Below are 17,852 nucleotides of genomic sequence, written 5' to 3' on the forward strand. Positions count from 1 at the left end.
GGTGTCAGCCGCGCGCACCGGAGCGGCGGCGCAGGACGGCGAAGCCCAGGGCCCCGGCGCCGACCGCGGCGACGGCTCCGCCGCCCGCCAGCGCGAGACCGCTGTGGTCGGTGGCGGTGGACCCGTCACCGGCCTGGGCGGCACCCTTGGGCACGTCCTTGACCTGGGGCTGGCCGCCGCCCTCGGCGGGCTTCGGCGCGGGCGAGGGGGTGGCGCTCTCCCGGCCGACGACCGCCGGGGCGGCGGAGGGCTGGGCCGCGCGGGGCGGCAGGGGGCTGGGCGTCGCGGTCGGCACGGCGCCGGACCCGGCCGAGGGCTTGGCGTCCTGGACGGCGGCGGGCTTGGCGGCCGGTGCGGGGGCGGCCCCGGTGCCCGAGCCGGCCTCCTGGGCGGTGGCTGCCTTGGCGGCCGGTGCGGGGGCGGCCCCGGACCCGTCGGCCCAGGCCTGGCCGCCGGTCACGGCGGTCAGCAGCGCGCCTCCGGTGAGGGCGCAGACCGCCAGCACGCGGCGGACGGGCGAACGGTCGGTACGGCTCCTGCTCATACGGGGTCTCTCCTTCGTCACGGACGCCGTCCGGCCCTGCTGGCCGGTGCGTCGTCAGTGACGGTAGGAGGCCCGTGTCGCGGTCCCCGGCCGGTCGTGTCACGGCCGCCCATCGGCTGCGTAACGAACCTTCCGGACCGTCACGGCCGATTCCCTCCCGCGGCCGGAGCAGGTGTCAGCCACCCGTGACGGCGTGTTCGGTGACGCCTCGCCACCTCGCGGACCGCGACGGCGGCGGCACCCCGGGCTACGGGCCAGCCATGGGGGTAACCCCCCTACCGGGGTGGGGGGTTGCTCCATGGGGTGGGCGGCCGGACCCGGCCAGACTGGCGGGGCGCGGGCGGGTCCGCGCCTCCGGTGCGACCGGGCGTGTGCCGTCGCGCCCGGCCGCCCGAACGCCTCCCACCGAGCAGAGAGCGGGTCACCGGATGACCAGCACCATCGCCGGGGCCGGGCCGACCGGCACCGAACCGACCGGCACCGTACGGACCGGACGCGGCGGGCGGGTCCGCTGGGTCGTCGTCCTGCTGACGTCGCTCGCCATCGTCGGTGCGGTCCTGGCGAGCTACGCCCGGGCCAGTCTGCCGATCTCCGCGTCGGACGGCGGGGTGTCCGCCGCCTACGCCGACCGCCCGTACGCCGTGCAGGTCGTCTTCTACGTCCACGTCGTGACGGCCTCGCTGGCCCTGCTGGTCGGCCCGTTCCAGTTCTCCGCCGCGCTGCGCCGAAGAGCACCGCGGGTGCACCGGTGGACCGGCCGGGTGTACGTGCTGGGGGTGGGCGTCGGGGCGGCGGCCGCGTTCGTGATGTCCTTCGTCAGCTCGATCGCCTTCGACGGCTTCTTCGGGTTCGGCACCCTCGCGCTGCTCTGGGCCTGGACCACCTGGCGCGGCTACCGGGCCGTCCGCGCGGGCGACCTGGCGGGCCACCAGGCCTGGATGATCCGCAGCTTCGCCCTCACCTACGCCGCCGTCACCCTGCGGGTGTGGCTGGGCGTGCTGATCGTGCTCCAGCTGCTCACCGCCGGCGGTGACCTCGACGGCGACCGGGCCTTCGACAACGCCTACGCGGCGCTGCCGTTCCTGTGCTGGCTGCCCAACCTGGTGGTCGCCGAGTTCCTGGTCCGCCGCCGGGGCCTGCCCGCCTACCGCCTCGTGCCGGCGCCGTCCCCGCGCTGATCCGGGAGGGCGCCGGGGTGCTCAGCCGATGCGGGTCGGCGTGTCCAGGAGCGGCTGACCGGTGGCCAGGAGGCTGGTGAGGTCGGCGGGGGTGAGGGTGTGCGGGGCGCGGAGGTAGAGCTCGTCGACGGTGGTGTGGGGGAGCGGGTGGGGCTGCAGCGAGAGCAGCGTGACCTGCCGCCCGGCCAGGGCGGTGTGGACGCGGGCGAGGTCGGTGGGGGTGCTGCGTCCGGTGGTGCGCACCCGCCACAGGGCGGTCGGCGGCGGGGGGCCGTGGAGGTGGTGCCGGTGGGACCACCAGGCGTGGAAGAGGGCGGTGCCGAGCAGGGCGAGGGCGGAGGTGGCGAGGACCACCGGGCCGTCGGGGCCGCTGACGACGATCTTGGCGACCAGGTCGGCCGCGGTGACCGAGACGAAGACGGCCGCGAGCTCGACGGTGTCGCGGCGCCAGCGGTGGGTGCGGGCGCCGCGCTGCGGGGCGCGGGGGAGGTCGGGTGCGGGCCGGGTCGTCTGGTGCTCCGTGTGCTCCATGGCACCACGGTGCCCAACGGGTGTTTCCCGACCGCGCACCCCCCGTGACCCGGCGGTTACGGTCTCCGGGCGCGCGTTACGGTCGGAGGTCCGCGGCCGCGGCGGCGACCTCGGCGAGCAGCAGGTGCAGGTCGGCCTCGGTGGTGTCGGCGTTGAGCAGGCAGGCGCGGAGCACCTCCCGCCCGTCCAGCCGCGCCCCGGTGACGAACACCCGGCCGCGCCGCTGGACGGCGGCCGGGAGCTCGCGGTTCAGCGCGTCGAGCGCCTCCTCGCCCAGGCCGGCCGGGCGGTGCCGGAAGGCCACGATGGAGGTCTGCACCTCGGCCAGCAGCTCCGACTGCCCGTCGGCCTCGACCAGTTCGCCGAGCCGGCGGGCCAGCGAGGTGCAGCGGGCGATGTCCCGGGCGAGGCCGCTGCGGCCCTTGTGGGCGATGGTGGCCCAGACCTTGAGGGCGCGGAACGGGCGGGTCTGCTCGGTGCCGTACTCGGAGAACCAGCCGAGCGCGCCGGCGGCCTCGTCGCGCAGGTAGGAGGGGACGAGGCTGAAGGTGGCGCGCAGCTCCTCGGGGTCGCGGACCAGGGCGCAGCCGCAGTCGACCGGGACGCCCAGCCACTTGTGCGGGTCGAGGGCGAGGGAGTCGGCGCGTTCGAGGCCGGCGTAGCGGTGGGCGATCGCGGGGTCGAGCCGGCCGAAGGCCCCGTAGGCGCCGTCGACGTGCAGCCAGAGCTGCTGCTCGGCGCAGAGGTCGGCGAGCGGGCCGAACGCGTCGACGGCACCGGTGCCCACGGTGCCCGCCGAGGCGACGACCAGGAAGGGGAGCAGTCCGGCGGCCCGGTCGCGGTCGACGGCGGCGCGCAGCTCGGCCGGGTCGAGGAGGCCGTCCGGGCCGGTGGGGACGGTGCGCAGGTGCCGGCTGCCGAGGCCGAGGAGTTCGGCGGCCTTGCGGACGCAGGAGTGGGTCTCGCCGGTGACGTAGCCGACCAGTGGCGGCAGGCCGGCCAGGCCGTCCTCGCGGACGTCCCACCCGGCGCGGCGGGCGGCCCGGTTGCGGGCGGCGGCGAGGCAGACGATGGTCGCCATCGAGGTGCCGGAGGTGAGCAGTCCGCCGCCCGGCGGGTGCGGGAAGCCGGCCAGTTCGGCGATCCAGCGGACCACGGCGCGTTCCAGGTGGACGTCGGCGTGGTCGCCGCCGGCCGAGCTGGGGTTCATGGCGGCGGCGGCGAGGGTGGCGAGCACTCCGGCGGGGGCGGGGGCGGAGTTGACCCAGCCGAAGAAGCGCGGGTTGCCGTTGCCCATCGGGTGGGGGAGGACGTCCCGGTCGATGGCGGCGAGGAGCTCGGCGAGCGGGCGGCCGTCGGCGGGCAGCGGCGCGTCCAGCAGGGCGGTGCGGGCGGTGTCGTCCATCGGCTGCCAGACCGGGCGGGCGGGCAGTCCGGCGAGGTAGTCGGAGACCAGGTCGGCGGCGGCATGGGCGGCGCCGCGGAACTCGGCGTGGGCGGCGCTGCCGCACTCGGCGCGGGGCTCGGTGCGGGGCTCGGTGCGGGGCTCGGTGCGGGGCTCGGGGCCGGACCCGGGCCGGAGCCCGGCGCGGGGGTCCTCGGTGGTCATGGCGGCGGCTCTCCAGGGGTGGGGGGAGGCGCGGCGTCCTCGGCGCACCCTGAGCGGCCGATCCTACGGAACGGGCCCGCGCCGTGTGGCGCGGGCCCGGTGGGTGGGACGTGGCGGACGGGAGCGGTCGCCCCGGGGGCCGGTCAGTCCAGGGAGGCGGAGAGACCGCTCGCGGAGCGGCAGTAGCCCTGCATCTCCTTGTTGGTGATCTTGGAGCAGAGCCGGCCGGCCGCGCCGCCGTCCGTGTAGTTGACCGTGTAGTAGCTGACGAGGCCCTCGGCGCAGGCCTTGCGCTGCCAGCCGTCGGCGGCGGTCGCGCACTGCTGGGCGGCCCAGTCCTCGCGGTCCAGGTTGTACTTCATGGTGCGCGAGCCGACGCCGCGGCTGCAGTCCACCGCCCCGCCGCTGGCCTTGCCGTTGAGGCACCACTTGAGGGCGTCGGCGTAGACCTCGGGGTGGTTCGGGTAGTCGTGCGAGGAGAGGTAGAAGGTCGGGGCGTAGAAGAAGCACGCGGACTGGAACAGGGACGGCTGGTCCTTGCAGGGGTACAGCGGGTCCTGGGCGAGCTTGTCGGCGGGCAGGTTCGCCTTGGCCTTCTCGTCCTCCTCGTCCGGGCCGAAGAGCTGCATGAACAGGCCCTCGGAGCAGCGGATCCGGTTCTGGTCGGTGGGGAACTTGTTGCACAGGTCGCGCGCCTTGGCGACGTCCTGCTTGGCGACGAACATGGTGCCGTGGCCGACGCCGTGGATGCACGGGCCGGTGTTCTTCGGCGCGCAGAGCTTGAGCAGGTCCACCTCGGGCTGGGCGGAGGCGTTGAGCATCTCCTCGACGGCGCCGTGCAGGTAGCCGGCCGCGCAGGTCTCGTGCGGGAAGGAGATGACCTTCTGGAAGTCGGCGTTGAAGCGCTTGACCGCCGCGTGGCCGAGCTCGTGCGCGATCGGGTGGCAGAAGCGCACCGTGTACGGCTTCTCCTTGGTGATCTTGTCGAGGTCGGCCAGCGCGACGCCGGGGTCGGTGGCGTCCATCTCGGCCATCAGCTTGTTGCGCAGCGTCGAGCGGGTCCACACGGCCGGGTCGCCGGTCGGGGTGGCGCTCGCGGCCGGGGTGCCGGCCGGCGGCGCGGTGCCGGGGGTGGTGCCGGTGGCGGCCTGGGCCGTCGCCGCGGTGGCCGTCGCGGGCGTCCAGTCGGTGACGGCCACCGACCCGAGGCCCAGGACGCCCAGGAGCAGGGCGGTGAGAATCGCGAATACTCGCGGCTGCATGACGGGATCCCCCGGCGGATCGAGGTGGACGGTTCGCTCCCATCCTGACGGCACGGTGGCGGGAATCCGCGTTTTCGCCCGCCATTCGGGAGGTGTCGGCGACGCTATCGCACGGTCCGACGCCCGGGTGCGGCGGGATGGTTCCCGATGATCACCCGGACGGTGCAGCCGCTGGGCCGCCGGCGCCGCCGGCCCGTGCGCGGGGGCGGCCCCGGCGGGCGGACGGGCCTCAGAGGTCCAGCGTCACCCGGTACTGCGTCAGCCAGGCGTCCAGGTCGAGCGCCAGGTCGACGGCGAGCCGGACGGACTGCGGGTCGGTGTCCGGGGCGAACGCGTCCGCCAGCCGCCTGCGGTCCAGCAGGCCGAGCACGGGGGAGGTGCGCGCGGCGGCGAGCCGGGCCAGCTCGGAGCGCAGCAGCGCCGGGTAGTGCGGGTCGGTGGTGACGGGGTAGGGGCTCTTGGCCCGGTCGGCGATCTCGGGCGGCAGCAGGTCCCGGACGGCGGCGCGCAGCAGGCTCTTCTCCCGGCCGTCGAAGTGCTTCATCGCCCACGGCGTGTTGAAGACGTACTGGACCAGCCGGTGGTCGCAGAACGGGACCCGCACCTCCAGTCCGTTGGCCATGCTCATCCGGTCCTTGCGGTCCAGCAGGATGCGGAGGAAGCGGGTGAGGTTGAGGTACGAGATCTCCCGCATCCGGCGTTCCCGCGGGTCGGCCGCCGGCAGGTGGGGCACCTCGGCGATCGCCTCGCGGTAGCGGGCGCGGCGGTAGCCCGGCAGGTCGAGCTTGCGGAGCAGGTCGGCGTCGAGCAGCTGCTCGCGGGGGCCAGCGCCCGGGCCGCCGATGGCGTTGACCGCGGAGGCCCAGGGGAAGTCCTCGGCGGCGATCGCCCGCGGGTCGTGGAACCAGCGGTAGCCGCCGAACAGCTCGTCCGCGGACTCGCCGGACAGCGCGACGGTCGAGTGCCGGCGCACGCCGCGGAACAGCAGCAGCAGCGAGACGTCCATGTCCCCGACGCCGCCGGGCAGGTCGCGGGCGCGCAGCACGGCGGAGCGCTGGGCGAGGTCGGTGAGCTCGGCGGGCGCCAGCTCGATCACCCGGTGGTCGGCGCCGACGTGCCGGGCGAGCAGCCGGGCGTAGGGGCCGTCCGGCGTCGTGCGGGTCTCGTCGGGGTGGAAGTCCGCGCCCTGTCCGGCGAAGTCGACCGAGAAGGAGCGCAGCGGGCCGGCGCCCGCGGCCCGCAGCTCCCGGGCGGCGAGCGCGGTGACGGCGCTGGAGTCCAGGCCGCCGGAGAGGAGGGAGCAGAGCGGGACGTCGGAGTCGAGCTGACGGTGGACGACGTCCTCCAGCAGGGCCCGGACGGTGGTGACGGTGGCTTCCAGGCCGTGGGCGTGCTCGCGTGCCTCGAGCGCCCAGTAGCGGCGGGTCGTGACGCCCGCGCGGCCCACCCGCAGCAGGTGGCCGGGCGGGACCTCGGCGATCCCCCGGTAGGGGGTGAGACCGGGGGTGCGGGTGAGGGCGAGGAGTTCGCGCAGCCCGTCCAGGTCGACGACCGGGCGGACGGCGGGGTGGGCGAGCAGGGCCTTGACCTCGGAGCCGAAGACCACGCCGTCGGCGGTGGCGTGGTAGTGCAGCGGCTTGACGCCCATCCGGTCGCGGACCAGCAGCAGCTCCTCGGTGCGGGCGTCCCAGACGGCGAGGGCGAACATGCCGTTCAGCCGCTCGGCCAGGCCCTCGCCCCACTCGAGGTAGGCGTGCAGCACCACCTCGGTGTCGCTGCGGGTGCGGAAGCGGTGCCCGGCCGCCGCCAGTTCCGCGCGCAGCTCGCGGTGGTTGTAGACCTCGCCGTTGTAGGTGAGTGCGGCCAGCAGCCGGCCGTCCCGTTCGACGGCCATCGGCTGGGTGCCGCCCCCGGGGTCGATGACCGCGAGGCGGCGGTGGCCGAGCGCGGCGTGCCGTTCGAGGCGGACGGCGCCGGCGTCCGGGCCGCGGCAGAGCTGGGTGGCCGTCATCGCGTCGAGGACGTCCCGTTCGGCGGTGAGGTCGCGGTCGAACGCGACCCATCCGGTGATCCCGCACATCAGCAAGCCTCCGGTCTTCCGCTGCGTACGCAGGGTGTCACGCTACGTGACGGCCGGGTACGGCTACAAGAGTGCGACGGAAAGGTGCGGCAGGGAGGAGAGGGGAGGGGCGAGGGTGCCCGCTGGGGGCCGATCGGCTGATCTCTTGAGCTGAAAGTCGTAATGTCTGCCCGAATTCGGGCAGGATCTTTGTCCTCCCCGACCGGCGCGGCCTAGGCTCCTCACTCGTGTCGAGCTCACCCCACCCTCACGAGGACCTCCTCGCCCACCTCACCCGGACCAGCCCGCTCGGGCCCCGGGAGGCGGCGCGGATCGTGGCCGAGGTGCTGGCCTACTTCTCCGAGACCACCGAGGAGTACGTCCGCCGCCGCCACGGCGAGCTCCAGGCACGCGGACTGACCAACGAACGGATCTTCGCCCGGCTCGCCGAGGAGCTGCCCGCCCGCCGCGTCGCGGCACCGGAGCTCTCGGCCCGCCAGCTGCGCCGGATCGTCTACGGCTGAGCGCCGTCGCCGAGCGGGCGCCGCGCCGCCCCGGCCGCGCCGCCCCGCTGCTTCACCGCCTACCGCTCCACCGCCGTATCGACGTATCGCCGTATTGCTGTATCGCCAAGTGCCTTCCCGCCTTCAGAAGAGGAGCCCACGCATGTGCGGAATCGTGGCCTACATCGGCCCCAAGGACGCGACCCCCTTCCTGCTGGAGGGCCTGGCCCGCCTGGAGTACCGCGGCTACGACTCGGCCGGCGTCGCCGTCACCGGGCGCACCGGCGGCCTGAAGGTCCGCAAGGTCAAGGGCCGGGTCGCCGACCTCGCCGCCGCCGTCCCCGCCCGGTTCAAGGGCGGCACCGGAATCGGCCACACCCGCTGGGCCACCCACGGCGTGCCGAGCGACGCCAACGCCCACCCCCACCTGGACAACGCCGAGCGGATCGCCGTCGTCCACAACGGCATCATCGAGAACGCCGACGAGCTGCGCGCCAAGCTCGCCGCGGACGGCGCGGTCTTCCGCTCCGAGACCGACACCGAGGTGCTCTCGCACCTGATCGCCGCGCACGTCACCGAGGGCGTCGAGCTGGAGGACGCCGTCCGCGCCGCCCTCGGCCGGGTGGTCGGCACCTACGGCATCGCCGTCCTCGACGCCGAGCAGCCGGACCGGATCGTGGTCGCCCGCAACGGCAGCCCGATCGTGCTGGGCATCGGCGAGAAGGAGATGTTCGCCGCCTCCGACGTCTCCGCGCTCGTCCGCTACACCCGCCAGGTCGTCCACCTGGAGGACGGCGAGCTGGCCACCGTCCGCGCCGACGGCTTCCGCACCTTCACCTCCGACGCCCGCACCACGCACCGCCAGCCCTCCACCGTGGACTGGGAGATCGACTCCTACGACACCGGCGGGTACGAGCACTTCCTGCTCAAGGAGATCCACGAGCAGCCCGGCTCCGTCGAGCGCACCCTCAGCGGCCGCCTCGACGAGCGCTTCGCCACCGCCCACCTGGGCGGCCTCAACCTGGACGCCCGCGAGCTGCGCGAGATCCGCCGGGTCAAGATCCTCGGCTGCGGATCCGCCTACTACGCCGGCGAGATGGGCGCCCAGCTGATCGAGGAGCTCGCCCGGATCCCCGCGCACAGCGAGCCCGCCTCCGAGTTCCGCTACCGCAACCCGGTGATCGAGGCGGACACCCTCTACATCGCGGTCAGCCAGTCCGGGGAGACCTACGACACGCTGGCCGCCGTCCAGGAGGTCAAGCGCAAGGGCGGCCGGGTCCTCGGCGTCGTCAACACCGTGGGCAGCGCCATCGCCCGCGAGTGCGACGGCGGCATCTACCTGCACGCCGGGCCGGAGATCTCGGTCGCCTCCACCAAGGCCTTCACGTCCACCGTGGTCGCCTTCGCGCTGCTCGCGCTGCACTTCGGACGCATCCACGACCTCTCGCCCGCCGACGGCCGGCGGATCGTCTCCGCCCTGAACGCGCTGCCCGACCAGATCCGCGAGGTGCTCGACCAGAGCGGGAAGATCGCCGAGCTCGCCGCCGAGTACGCCGGGTCCACCGGCATGATGTTCATCGGGCGCGTCCGCGGCTACCCGGTCGCCCGGGAGGGCGCGCAGAAGCTCAAGGAGATCTCCTACGTGCACGCCGAGGCGTACCCGGCGAGCGAGCTGAAGCACGGTCCGCTGGCGCTGATCAGCCCCGAGCTGCCCACCGTCGCCCTCGTCCCGGACGACGAGCTGCTCGACAAGAACCTCACCACCCTCGGCGAGATCAAGGCCCGCTCCGGCCGGGTCATCGCCGTCGCCCACCGCAGGCCCGAGGAGAAGCTCGCCGACCACTGCATCCTGGTCCCCAAGAGCGAGCCCGAACTCGACCCGCTGCTCCTCAACATCCCGCTCCAGCTGCTCGCCTACCACGCCGCGGTGGCGCTGGGCCGCGACGTCGACAAGCCGCGCAACCTGGCGAAGAGCGTGACCGTCGAGTAGTCGTTCCGGCCCGGGTCGGCCGGGCCGGTCCTGCCGGGCCCGTCCGCCCCGATGCCTCCGCGGCGCTCCCGGGGCCCGGCCGTCCGCGCGACGGCCGGGCCCCGGGGGCTACGGGCCGGGCGCGGCCCGGCGCCCGCCCTCAGACCCGCTTGGGCGGCAGCAGGGCCACCGCGAGCAGAATCGCCAGGGCGCCTCCGCAGGCGTTCCAGAAGCCGTTGTCCAGGTCGGTGACGTCCAGCGAGACCGGCGACAGCTCGCGGCCCTTCTGGTACACCCACAGCACGCCGGTGACCACCCCGACCACGCAGGCCAGCAGCAGCCCGGGCCGGGACCGCACCAGCAGGGCGACCACCGCGATCCCGGCGGCGAGGGCCAGGAGCAGGAACATCGACATCGCGGTCGAGGTGGTGCGCGTGGGGGACATCCCCCGGAACAGGTCGGCCACCGGCACCGACCTCGGATCGCTCTTCCCGTACCAGGGCTGGAAAGAGCTGAGCACCAGCCCCGCCGCTCCGGCCAGACCCAGCAGGGCTGCTAACGCGGTACGCATCGGACGGTTCCCCCCAATTCCTCTCGGACTCCTCGTGACGACGATTGGGCCCCCGCCTGGAGCATGCCACGGACTGCCCGTCGGCCGGTGGTCAACCGGCCGACGGGCGTGAGAAGTTGCGGTGGTGGTCGGCCGGCGGAGTGTCCGGCCTCCGTTGGGTCCCGGGTCGGCAGGGGCCTGCCGTGGGTCAGAACACCGAGCAGCCGGAGAGGGTGGTCAGGGTGTCGAGGGCGGTGACCGCAGCCACCGAGTTGCCGGCCTGGTCCAGCCGAGGGCCCCACGCGCAGACCGCGGCCCGCCCAGGGAGTATCGCGAGCACGCCGCCGCCCACGCCGCTCTTGCCGGGCAGGCCGACCCGGAAGGCGAACTCGCCCGCCGCGTCGTAGGTGCCGCAGGTCAGCAGCACGGCGTTGACCCGCTTGGCCTCGCTGCGCGACATCAGCCGGGTGCCGTCGGCGCGCACCCCGTAGCGGGCCAGGAAGGAGCCGGCGAGGACCAGGTCGCGGCAGCTGGCGGTGACCGCGCAGTGCGCGTAGTAGTGGTCGAGGACGGTCTCGACCGGGTTCTCCAGGTTGCCGTGGCTGGCGATGAAGTGGGCCAGCGCGGCGTTGCGGTGGCCGTGCTCGGCCTCGGAGGCCGCCACCACCGGGTCGGTGTCGATCAGCGGGTTGCCGGACTCCCGGCGCAGGAAGTCGCGGACGGCCCCGGCGGCGTCGCCCGTCATGCTCTGCAGACGGTCGGTGACGACCAGGGCCCCCGCGTTGATGAACGGGTTGCGCGGGATGCCGTGCTCGGTCTCCAGCTGCACCAGGGAGTTGAACGGGTTGCCGGAGGGTTCGCGGCCCACGCCGGTCCAGACGGTGTCGCCGCCGTGCGCCATGGCCAGCGCGAGGGTGAACAGCTTGGACACGCTCTGGACCGAGAACGGCCGCTCCCAGTCCCCGGTCCCGTACAGCTCGCCGTCGACGGTCGCCACCGCCATGCCGAAGGCGTCCGGCTCCACGGTGGCGAGAGCCGGGATGTAGTCGGCGACGCGGCCCTGCCCGGCCGTGGCGTGCGCGGCCGCGGAGGCTGCCTCCAGCAGCAGCGGGTAGTCCAGGCTCTCTCCCTCGGGCATGCCGCTCAACGCTGTTCCTCCACGGGCGCGATCACAGGTACGACCAGAATTATGCGGGTTTCGGCACGACGGGCCGGCCGCCGGGGCGTGGCCGGCCGCCCTGTGGTCGTCCTGTGATCCGTTCCGTCGGGGAGCGTGGCCGTCGGCGCGTGGCCGTCAGGGCGCGGCGCTCGGGGCCGGGAGGGCCGGCCCGGAGAGCAGGGTGCCGGTGTCGGAGTACGGCCAGCCGTTGGGCACACAGCCGTGCAGGCCCTTGATCTGCTGCATCATCACCGGCGCCGGCTGGCCCTCGCCGGGGCAGTCGACGTGCCCGTACCCGATGACGTGGCCGACCTCGTGGTTGACGGCGAGCGCGTGGTAGAGCGCGGGCTTGCCGACGTAGAACTCCGACAGCTCCCGCCAGCGCTTGACGTTGATGACGACCTGGTGCCCCACCCCGCAGTTCACCGTGCCACCGGTGTCCAGGCCGTACTGGCCGCAGATCCGGTCGGTGGTCGCCGGGGTGGCCAGGTAGACGGTGAAGTCCACCGGGTCCGCGGCCACCCGCTGGAACGAGGCCTCGCCGCCGGCCGCCCAGCCGCGCCGGACGTCCCCGAGGACGGCGTCCACCTCGGCGGCGAACTGCCCGGGCTTCTCCGGGAGGCTGTCCTCCGCGCGGACCTTGTAGCGGTACAGGTGCTCGCCCGTGCCGATGCGGGCCGTGCCGCCGGTGGCCGTCGTGAACCGCATCGGCTTCTGCCGGGTGTCCTGCGCCCACGGGTGCCACCACAGCAGACCGGCGGTCACCGCCGTGACCACGACCAGGGCGGGTGCGCCGTAGCGGATCCGCCGGGACCGGGGTGCGCCGAGCCTCTTCATGAACCTCCTCATACCGGGAGGAACGCGCGGACGGGGGCGATTGGTTCAGTCGGATTCGGACAGGTCTGGTCGGGTTCGGTCGGATCGGGTCGGGGGTGGGCGGGGCGGATCGGTGGCGGGGCTCGGTGTCCCGGTGGGACCGGCCGGTGTCAGGACGGCCGGAAGCGTTCGGGGGTGACGCAGGCCTGGCGGGCGAGCAAGTCGGCGAAGGCGGTGGTGGCCGGGTCGGGGCGGGTGCGGGTGTAGGCCGCGAGGGTGCGGTGCACCAGGGGGTCGGGCAGCAGCACGGCGGCGTCGAAGCGGTCCGGGACGAGGTTGGCCGGCACCAGGGCCGGCCCGAGGCCCGCCGCTGCCAACAGCGGCGCGGCGGAGGTCTGTTCGGTGCGCACGGCGGCCCGCGGGGTGAAACCGGCGCGGGCGCAGACCTGGTCGAGCAGATCGGCCAGACCGTGGCCGGGGGCGTAGTGCACCCAGGCGCGGTCGGCCAGTGCGCCGAGCGGTAGCGGCTGTTCCGGGCGCCCGGCGAGCGGGTCGTCGGAGGGGAGCACCAGGACGAACTCCTCCACGCCGAGCTCGCGGATCGGGCCCTCCCACCCCGCCGGTACCGGCCCGACGGCCAGGTCGGCCCGGCCCGCCGCCATCGCCTCCTGGAGCCGGTCGGCGTGCGGGTACTCGCGCAGCCGGATCCGCACGCCGGGGTGCCTCGCCCGCCAGATCCGCAGGACGGGCGGCAGGATGCCGAGGCTGACCGAGTGGACGGTGGCGACCTCCAGTTCGCCCTCGTCCAGCCCGCCGGCGCGGCGCGCGGCCGCGTGCAGCCGGCCGGTCTCGGCGAGCGCCGCGCGGGCGTGCGGGAGGACGGCCCGGCCCAGCGGGGTGAGGCGCACCGCGCGGGGGAGCCGTTCGAGTAGCGGACCGCCGACGGCCTTCTCCAGCGCGCGCACCTGGTGGGACAGCGCCGGCTGGGTCACGTGCAGCTGTTCGGCGGCGCGCGTGAAGGAGCCGGTGTCGACGACGGTGACCAGGTACTCGAGCTGCCGCAGCGTTGTCATGAGCGGATTTTATCGATGGCATCGACGGCATGCCTTGGACGCATGAGTGCTGGTCGGGGGAGGGTCAAGGGGTGGCCGCCGGGCGAGACGCCCGGCCCGGGGACCTTCCGTCCCCGTTCCCGCGCCCGTACCCGAAGACCCCTGAAGGAGTACCCCGTGTCCTCGACGTCCCCGCAGGCCCCGACGTCCGCGCAGGCCCCGACGTCCGCGCAGGCCCCGACCCCGCGGCCCGCGGTCGCCGCCCTCGAAGGGAAGCGCCTGATCGTGGTGGGCGCGGGTTCGCGCACCGGCCGCCTGCTCGCCGTGACCGCCTCGGCGGCCGGCGCCGAGCTGGTGCTGGCCGGGCCCGACCCCCGCAAGCTGGAGTGGACGGCCGGTGAGCTGTCCGGGCCGTCCGAGGTGGTGCCGCTCGACCTCGCGGACGAGGCCTCAATCGCCGCCCTCGCCCGGCGGGCCGGCGGCTTCGACCACCTGGTCTCGACCGCCGCGATGCCCGCCAACGGCCCTCTGAAGGACCTCGAACTCGCCGACGTGCAGCGGGCGTTCGCGGCCAAGGTGATCGGCCCGCTGCTGCTCGCCAAGCACCTGGCGCCGCAGGCCGCCGACGACGGCTCGTTCACCTTCTTCTCCGGCGTGGCCGCCTGGCGCCCGGCGCCGGAGCGGACGGTGATGGCCACCGCCAACGGCGCGCTGGCCTTCCTCGTCCAGGCGCTCGCGGTCGAGATCGCCCCGGTCCGGGTCAATGCCGTCTCGCCCGGCATCGTCGACACCGGCTCCTGGGACGGGCTTGGCTCCGGCAAGGCCGCGTTCCTGCGCGGCGTCGCCGAGCGCAACCCGGCCCGCCGCGTCGGCACCCCCGACGACCTGGTCAAGGCCGTCCTCTACGCAGTCGACAACCCGTACGTCACGGGCACGGTGCTGCACGTCGACGGCGGCGGCCGGCTGGCCTGACGGGAGGACCTCCGATGACGCACACGATTCCGACGGCCGCCGGGCTCCCGGCGGCGATTCCGCAGCGGGCACCAGGGCGTGGCAGTGGCCAGGGCCGGCGCCGGATCCTGCAGCGGGGCCCGCACCGGACTCCGCCCCGCGACCTGCTCCGGGGCCGTCTGGCCCGCGGCACCGTGGCCCTCGCGGTGGCGGCCTGCCTGGTGGGCGGCACCACCGCGGCCGCGCAGTCCCGCGGCGGTGGGCACCGGGACACCCCGCGGGCCTGGCCGCAGCGCCTGGTCGACCGCTCGCCCGACCTCGTCCGGCCCGGCACGCTCACCGTCGACCGCTCGATCGGCGAACGCCGGGCCACCCGGCTGGTCCACCTGGCCCAGCAGCTCTACACGTTCTGGAACACCGGGCGGCAGCAGTACCTGGACGCCGCGATCAGCCCGTCGTTCCGGGACAACACCCTGCCGGACGGCCGCCCGCAGGGGCCCGCCGGACCCGCCGCCGCCTCGGCGGCCTTCCGGGCGGCGGTGCCCGACCTCACCTGCGAGCTCTCCGACGTCCTGGTGACGGGGGACCGGATCACCGCCCGGCTGGTCTTCCGGGGCCACTTCACCGGCACCTTCGAGGGCGTCCGGGGGCGGGGCCAGCGGGTCGAGTTCAACGCGATCGACATCCAGCACGCCGGGGGCGACCGGATCACCGAGGACTGGCACGTCGAGGACAACCAGACGCTCCTGCGCCAACTCGGCGTCGGCGGCTGACGGCCGGCCCGTCCGCCCCCTCCCTCCCCGGCCCGTCCGCCTCCCCCCGGTTCTCCGGCGGCTCGGCCCCTGGTCGCCGAGCCGCCGGAACCCGCTCAGCCCATGCTCTTCGCGCCGTCCAGGGACTCCCGGATGATGTCGGCGTGGCCCGCGTGCTGGGCGGTCTCGGCGACGACGTGCATCAGGACGCGGCGGGCCGACCACTCAGCGTCGGCCTCGAACCAGGGCGCCTTCGGCAGCGGCTGGGTGGCGCCCAGGTCGGGCAGCTCCACGACCAGGTCGTCCGTGCGGCGGGCCACCTCCTCGTACTCGGCGAGCACGCCGGCCAGCGTCTCGCCCGGCAGCATCCGGAACTCGTCGGCCCGGCGGGCGAAGTCCTCCTCGGTGAAGGCGGTGAAGTCGGGCATCGCCGACGGGCCCCCGACGATGAAGTCGGCCCAGACCCGCTCGACGGCGGCCACGTGCTTGATCAGGCCGCCCAGGCACAGCTCGCTGGCCGTCGTCCGCAGACCGGCCTGCTCGTCGGTGAGGTCGCGGGTGGTGAAGCGGAGGAAGTGCCGCTGCTTGGCCAGGGCCGTCAGCAGGTCGGCGCGCTCGCCGGTGGCGGTGGCGGTGCTGCTGCTCGGGGTCGCGGTCATGGTGTGGCCTTCCGTTCGGGTCGTGCTCGGTTCCTGCTCTCTCGGACAAGGCCTACGCTACGGGCCATTGCGGTCAGTTCCTGGCCTGAATTGCGCGAGAATCGCTGACATGGCGAACACCAGCACCCGAACGCTGCGACTGCTCTCGCTGCTCCAGACCCACCGCTACTGGCCGGGCGGGGAACTGGCCGACCGGCTCGGCGTCTCGATCCGCACGCTGCGCCGGGACGTCGACCGGCTGCGCGAACTCGGCTACCCCGTCGAGGCGCAGCGCGGCGTCGACGGCGGCTACCAGCTCGCCGCGGGCGCCGCCCTGCCCCCGCTGGTGATCGACGACGAGGAGGCGGTGGCGCTCGCCGTGGGCCTGCAGGCCGCGGCCGAGAGCCCGGTGGAGGGCATCGCCGAGGCCTCCGTCCGGGTGCTCGCGAAGGTCGCGCAGGTGATGCCGGCCCGGCTGCGGCGCCGGGTCGAGGCGCTGCGCGCGGTCACCGTGCCCATCGGCGGCGGCACCCCGGCCGGCCCCGGGGTCGACCCGGACCGGCTCACCGCGGTGGCGCTCGCCTGCCGGGACACCGAGCGGCTCCGCTTCTCCTACTCCGCCGCCGACGGCCGGGGCTCCCGACGGCACGTCGAGCCGCACCGGCTGGTCTGCCTCCACCGCCGCTGGTACCTCGTCGCCTACGACCTCGACCGGCAGGACTGGCGGACCTTCCGGCTCGACCGGCTCAGCTCCCCGCAGGGCAGCGGCACCCGGTTCGGCCCCCGCGAACTCCCCGCCGAGGACGCCGCCGCGTTCGTCCGGGCCGGGCTCGGCGGCGTGCCCCGCCCGCACCGGGTCGAGGCCCTGGTGGCCGCCCCCGCCGAGACCGTCCGCGCCCACGTCGGCCGCTGGGGCACCGTCGAGGAGGTCGACTCCGGGCACTGCCGGCTGCTGATGACGGCGGACTCGCTGGACTGGCCCGCGATGGCGCTCGGCTCGCTCGGCGCCGAGTTCCGGGTGACGGCCCCGGCCGAACTGCGCGTCCTCGTCGAGGAGTGGGGGGCACGCTTCACCCGGGCGGCGGGGGCCGGGGCCGCCGGGTAGCGGCGGTGCGGCGCTGTGGGGCGGGGCAGTCGTCCAGACGTGTGGGCGTGCTCGCCGCACCCGCCGGGCCGCGGCACGCCGCCGAGGGCGCCTCGGCGGCCGGCGCCGCCGGCCCCGGCAGGACGGCGACTACCTGTCGACGGCGCCGGTCACGCGCTTCCAGCCGTCCAGGTCCGCGATGCGGGCCTCCAGGACAGGTCCGTCCCGAACCCCGACGGGGCTCGGGCGGTCGCGCCGGGGTTCGGCTACCGGTGTCGAGCCCGCGGCGTCGGGTCCGGGTGACCGCAGTGGTCGGCGACGGTGTCGGCGAAGGCGCGGGCCAGTGGGGAGAGCGGGTCCCCGCGGCGGACGGCCCAGCCGGCCGCGAGGACGGGGAGCGCGGGCAGCGGCAGCAGCCGCAGGCCGGGGTGGCCGGGGCCCTGCCACTGCGGCAGGGCCGGGACGACGGCGTGGCCCAGACCCAGCTCGGCCAGCAGGATCGCGGTGTCCCAGTCCGCGACGCTGGTGTCGAAGACCGGCCGGATGCCGGACCGCCCCAGCCAGGAGTCGAGTTGGGAGCGCGACACCGAGTTCTGCGGCAGCCCGATCAGCCGGGCGTCCTGCAGGTCGGCGGGCTCGATGGCGTCCCGGGCGGCCAGTGGGTCCCCGGCGGCGACGGCCAGCACCCAGGGCAGCTCGACCACCGGCCGCTGCTCGATCCCGTGCACCGGGGTACCGAGCGTGACCCAGGCCAGGTCGACCCGGCCTGCGGTGAGCGCCTCGAAGCAGCTCCGGCTGGAGACCTCGGTCTGGAACTCCAGGCTGACCTGCGGGAAGCGCCGGCGGTAGTCGACCACGGCGGCGGACATGAAGTGCCGGATGCTGGTGGCTCCGGTGGTGATCCGCACCGATCCGCCCTCACCGCGGGCGAGTTCGCCGATGCTGCGCAGCGCGTGGTCGATGCTGCCCAGACCGGTGGCGACGGCCGTCTGCAGGAGGCGGCCGGCCTTGGTGGGCACCACCCCGCGCGGACGGCGCTCCACCAGGGTCAGGCCCAGCTCCCGTTCGAGCCGTTTCACGTGCTGGCTGACGGCCGACTGGGTGCAGGACAGCTCGCGGGCGACGGCGCTCAGCGAGCCGGCCCGGCAGACCGCGGCGAAGACGCGGAGGTCGTCAAGAGTCACGACGACCCAAG

17 protein-coding genes are annotated in these 17,852 nt (G+C 75.0%); 6 read left to right on the plus strand and 11 right to left on the minus strand.

All coding sequences use genetic code 11. The features are described 5' to 3' along the window. Positions 1–4 precede the first annotated feature (4 nt). Positions 5–544 (minus strand): hypothetical protein, encoded by a 540-nt coding sequence (locus tag ACIRS1_RS14950; protein WP_396317652.1) that lies wholly within the window; start codon positions 542–544, stop codon positions 5–7. Between the two features lie 428 nt (positions 545–972). On the opposite strand from ACIRS1_RS14950, the gene ACIRS1_RS14955 reads away from it, so the two are divergent. Beyond that, positions 973–1,722, plus strand: coding sequence for a DUF2306 domain-containing protein (locus tag ACIRS1_RS14955; RefSeq protein ID WP_402839487.1), 750 nt, complete (start codon positions 973–975; stop codon positions 1,720–1,722). Positions 1,723–1,743: 21 nt separating this feature from the next. Here the strand turns inward: ACIRS1_RS14955 and ACIRS1_RS14960 are convergent, their stop codons facing one another. From ACIRS1_RS14960 to asnB, 4 genes are all read right to left on the minus strand, one after another. After that, positions 1,744–2,253, minus strand: coding sequence for a hypothetical protein (locus ACIRS1_RS14960; protein WP_360218325.1), 510 nt, complete (start codon positions 2,251–2,253; stop codon positions 1,744–1,746). Between the two features lie 76 nt (positions 2,254–2,329). Then, positions 2,330–3,862 carry a pyridoxal phosphate-dependent decarboxylase family protein gene (locus ACIRS1_RS14965; RefSeq protein WP_402839489.1) on the minus strand — a complete coding sequence of 511 codons (1,533 nt, stop codon included), beginning with the start codon at positions 3,860–3,862 and terminating at the stop codon, positions 2,330–2,332. A gap of 143 nt (positions 3,863–4,005) precedes the next feature. Beyond that, entirely contained in the window at positions 4,006–5,124 is a 1,119-nt protein-coding gene (locus ACIRS1_RS14970; protein WP_360218319.1) for a hypothetical protein, read from the minus strand. A 229-nt stretch (positions 5,125–5,353) separates the two neighbouring features. Further along, complete coding sequence (gene asnB, locus ACIRS1_RS14975; RefSeq protein ID WP_402839491.1) at positions 5,354–7,204, minus strand: asparagine synthase (glutamine-hydrolyzing); 1,851 nt, start codon at positions 7,202–7,204, stop codon at positions 5,354–5,356. Between the two features lie 227 nt (positions 7,205–7,431). On the opposite strand from asnB, the gene ACIRS1_RS14980 reads away from it, so the two are divergent. Both ACIRS1_RS14980 and glmS read left to right on the plus strand, forming a co-directional pair. Then, on the plus strand, positions 7,432–7,707 hold the full coding sequence (locus ACIRS1_RS14980; RefSeq protein ID WP_244178662.1) for a hypothetical protein: 276 nt from the start codon (positions 7,432–7,434) through the stop codon (positions 7,705–7,707). A 142-nt stretch (positions 7,708–7,849) separates the two neighbouring features. Then, positions 7,850–9,676, plus strand: coding sequence for a glutamine--fructose-6-phosphate transaminase (isomerizing) (gene glmS / locus ACIRS1_RS14985; RefSeq protein WP_360218313.1), 1,827 nt, complete (start codon positions 7,850–7,852; stop codon positions 9,674–9,676). 139 nt (positions 9,677–9,815) lie between these two features. Here the strand turns inward: glmS and ACIRS1_RS14990 are convergent, their stop codons facing one another. The 4 genes from ACIRS1_RS14990 to ACIRS1_RS15005 all read right to left on the minus strand — a co-directional run bounded on the left by ACIRS1_RS14990 (position 9,816) and on the right by ACIRS1_RS15005 (position 13,253). Beyond that, the gene (locus ACIRS1_RS14990) at positions 9,816–10,226 is read right to left on the minus strand and encodes a hypothetical protein (RefSeq protein ID WP_387904044.1); all 411 of its coding nucleotides are present in this window, start codon (positions 10,224–10,226) and stop codon (positions 9,816–9,818) included. A gap of 187 nt (positions 10,227–10,413) precedes the next feature. After that, positions 10,414–11,343, minus strand: a complete 930-nt coding sequence (locus ACIRS1_RS14995) for a glutaminase (RefSeq protein WP_402839493.1) — start codon at positions 11,341–11,343, stop codon at positions 10,414–10,416. 156 nt (positions 11,344–11,499) lie between these two features. Continuing rightward, entirely contained in the window at positions 11,500–12,201 is a 702-nt protein-coding gene (locus tag ACIRS1_RS15000) for a DUF3152 domain-containing protein (protein ID WP_402839495.1), read from the minus strand. A 149-nt stretch (positions 12,202–12,350) separates the two neighbouring features. Further along, positions 12,351–13,253: a LysR family transcriptional regulator gene (locus tag ACIRS1_RS15005; RefSeq protein WP_402839497.1), complete on the minus strand. Its 903-nt coding sequence runs from the start codon at positions 13,251–13,253 to the stop codon at positions 12,351–12,353. Positions 13,254–13,409: 156 nt separating this feature from the next. Between ACIRS1_RS15005 and ACIRS1_RS15010 the strand changes: the two genes are divergently transcribed. Together ACIRS1_RS15010 and ACIRS1_RS15015 are read left to right on the plus strand one after the other, a co-directional pair. After that, entirely contained in the window at positions 13,410–14,204 is a 795-nt protein-coding gene (locus ACIRS1_RS15010; RefSeq protein ID WP_402839499.1) for an SDR family oxidoreductase, read from the plus strand. A gap of 14 nt (positions 14,205–14,218) precedes the next feature. Continuing rightward, positions 14,219–14,956 carry an ester cyclase gene (locus ACIRS1_RS15015; protein WP_402839501.1) on the plus strand — a complete coding sequence of 246 codons (738 nt, stop codon included), beginning with the start codon at positions 14,219–14,221 and terminating at the stop codon, positions 14,954–14,956. Between the two features lie 95 nt (positions 14,957–15,051). Here ACIRS1_RS15015 and ACIRS1_RS15020 read toward each other — a convergent pair whose 3' ends face one another. Continuing rightward, positions 15,052–15,594, minus strand: a complete 543-nt coding sequence (locus ACIRS1_RS15020; RefSeq protein ID WP_360218292.1) for a DinB family protein — start codon at positions 15,592–15,594, stop codon at positions 15,052–15,054. Positions 15,595–15,703: 109 nt separating this feature from the next. On the opposite strand from ACIRS1_RS15020, the gene ACIRS1_RS15025 reads away from it, so the two are divergent. Continuing rightward, positions 15,704–16,678: a helix-turn-helix transcriptional regulator gene (locus ACIRS1_RS15025; protein WP_402839503.1), complete on the plus strand. Its 975-nt coding sequence runs from the start codon at positions 15,704–15,706 to the stop codon at positions 16,676–16,678. A gap of 245 nt (positions 16,679–16,923) precedes the next feature. On the opposite strand, the gene ACIRS1_RS15030 is transcribed toward ACIRS1_RS15025, so the two are convergent. After that, a complete protein-coding gene (locus ACIRS1_RS15030; RefSeq protein ID WP_402839505.1) occupies positions 16,924–17,841 on the minus strand; it encodes a LysR family transcriptional regulator in 918 nt (305 codons plus the stop codon). Between the last annotated feature and the right edge of the window lie 11 nt (positions 17,842–17,852).

Source organism: Kitasatospora sp. NPDC101176 (genome assembly GCF_044768035.1).
Lineage (GTDB): Bacteria > Actinomycetota > Actinomycetes > Streptomycetales > Streptomycetaceae > Kitasatospora.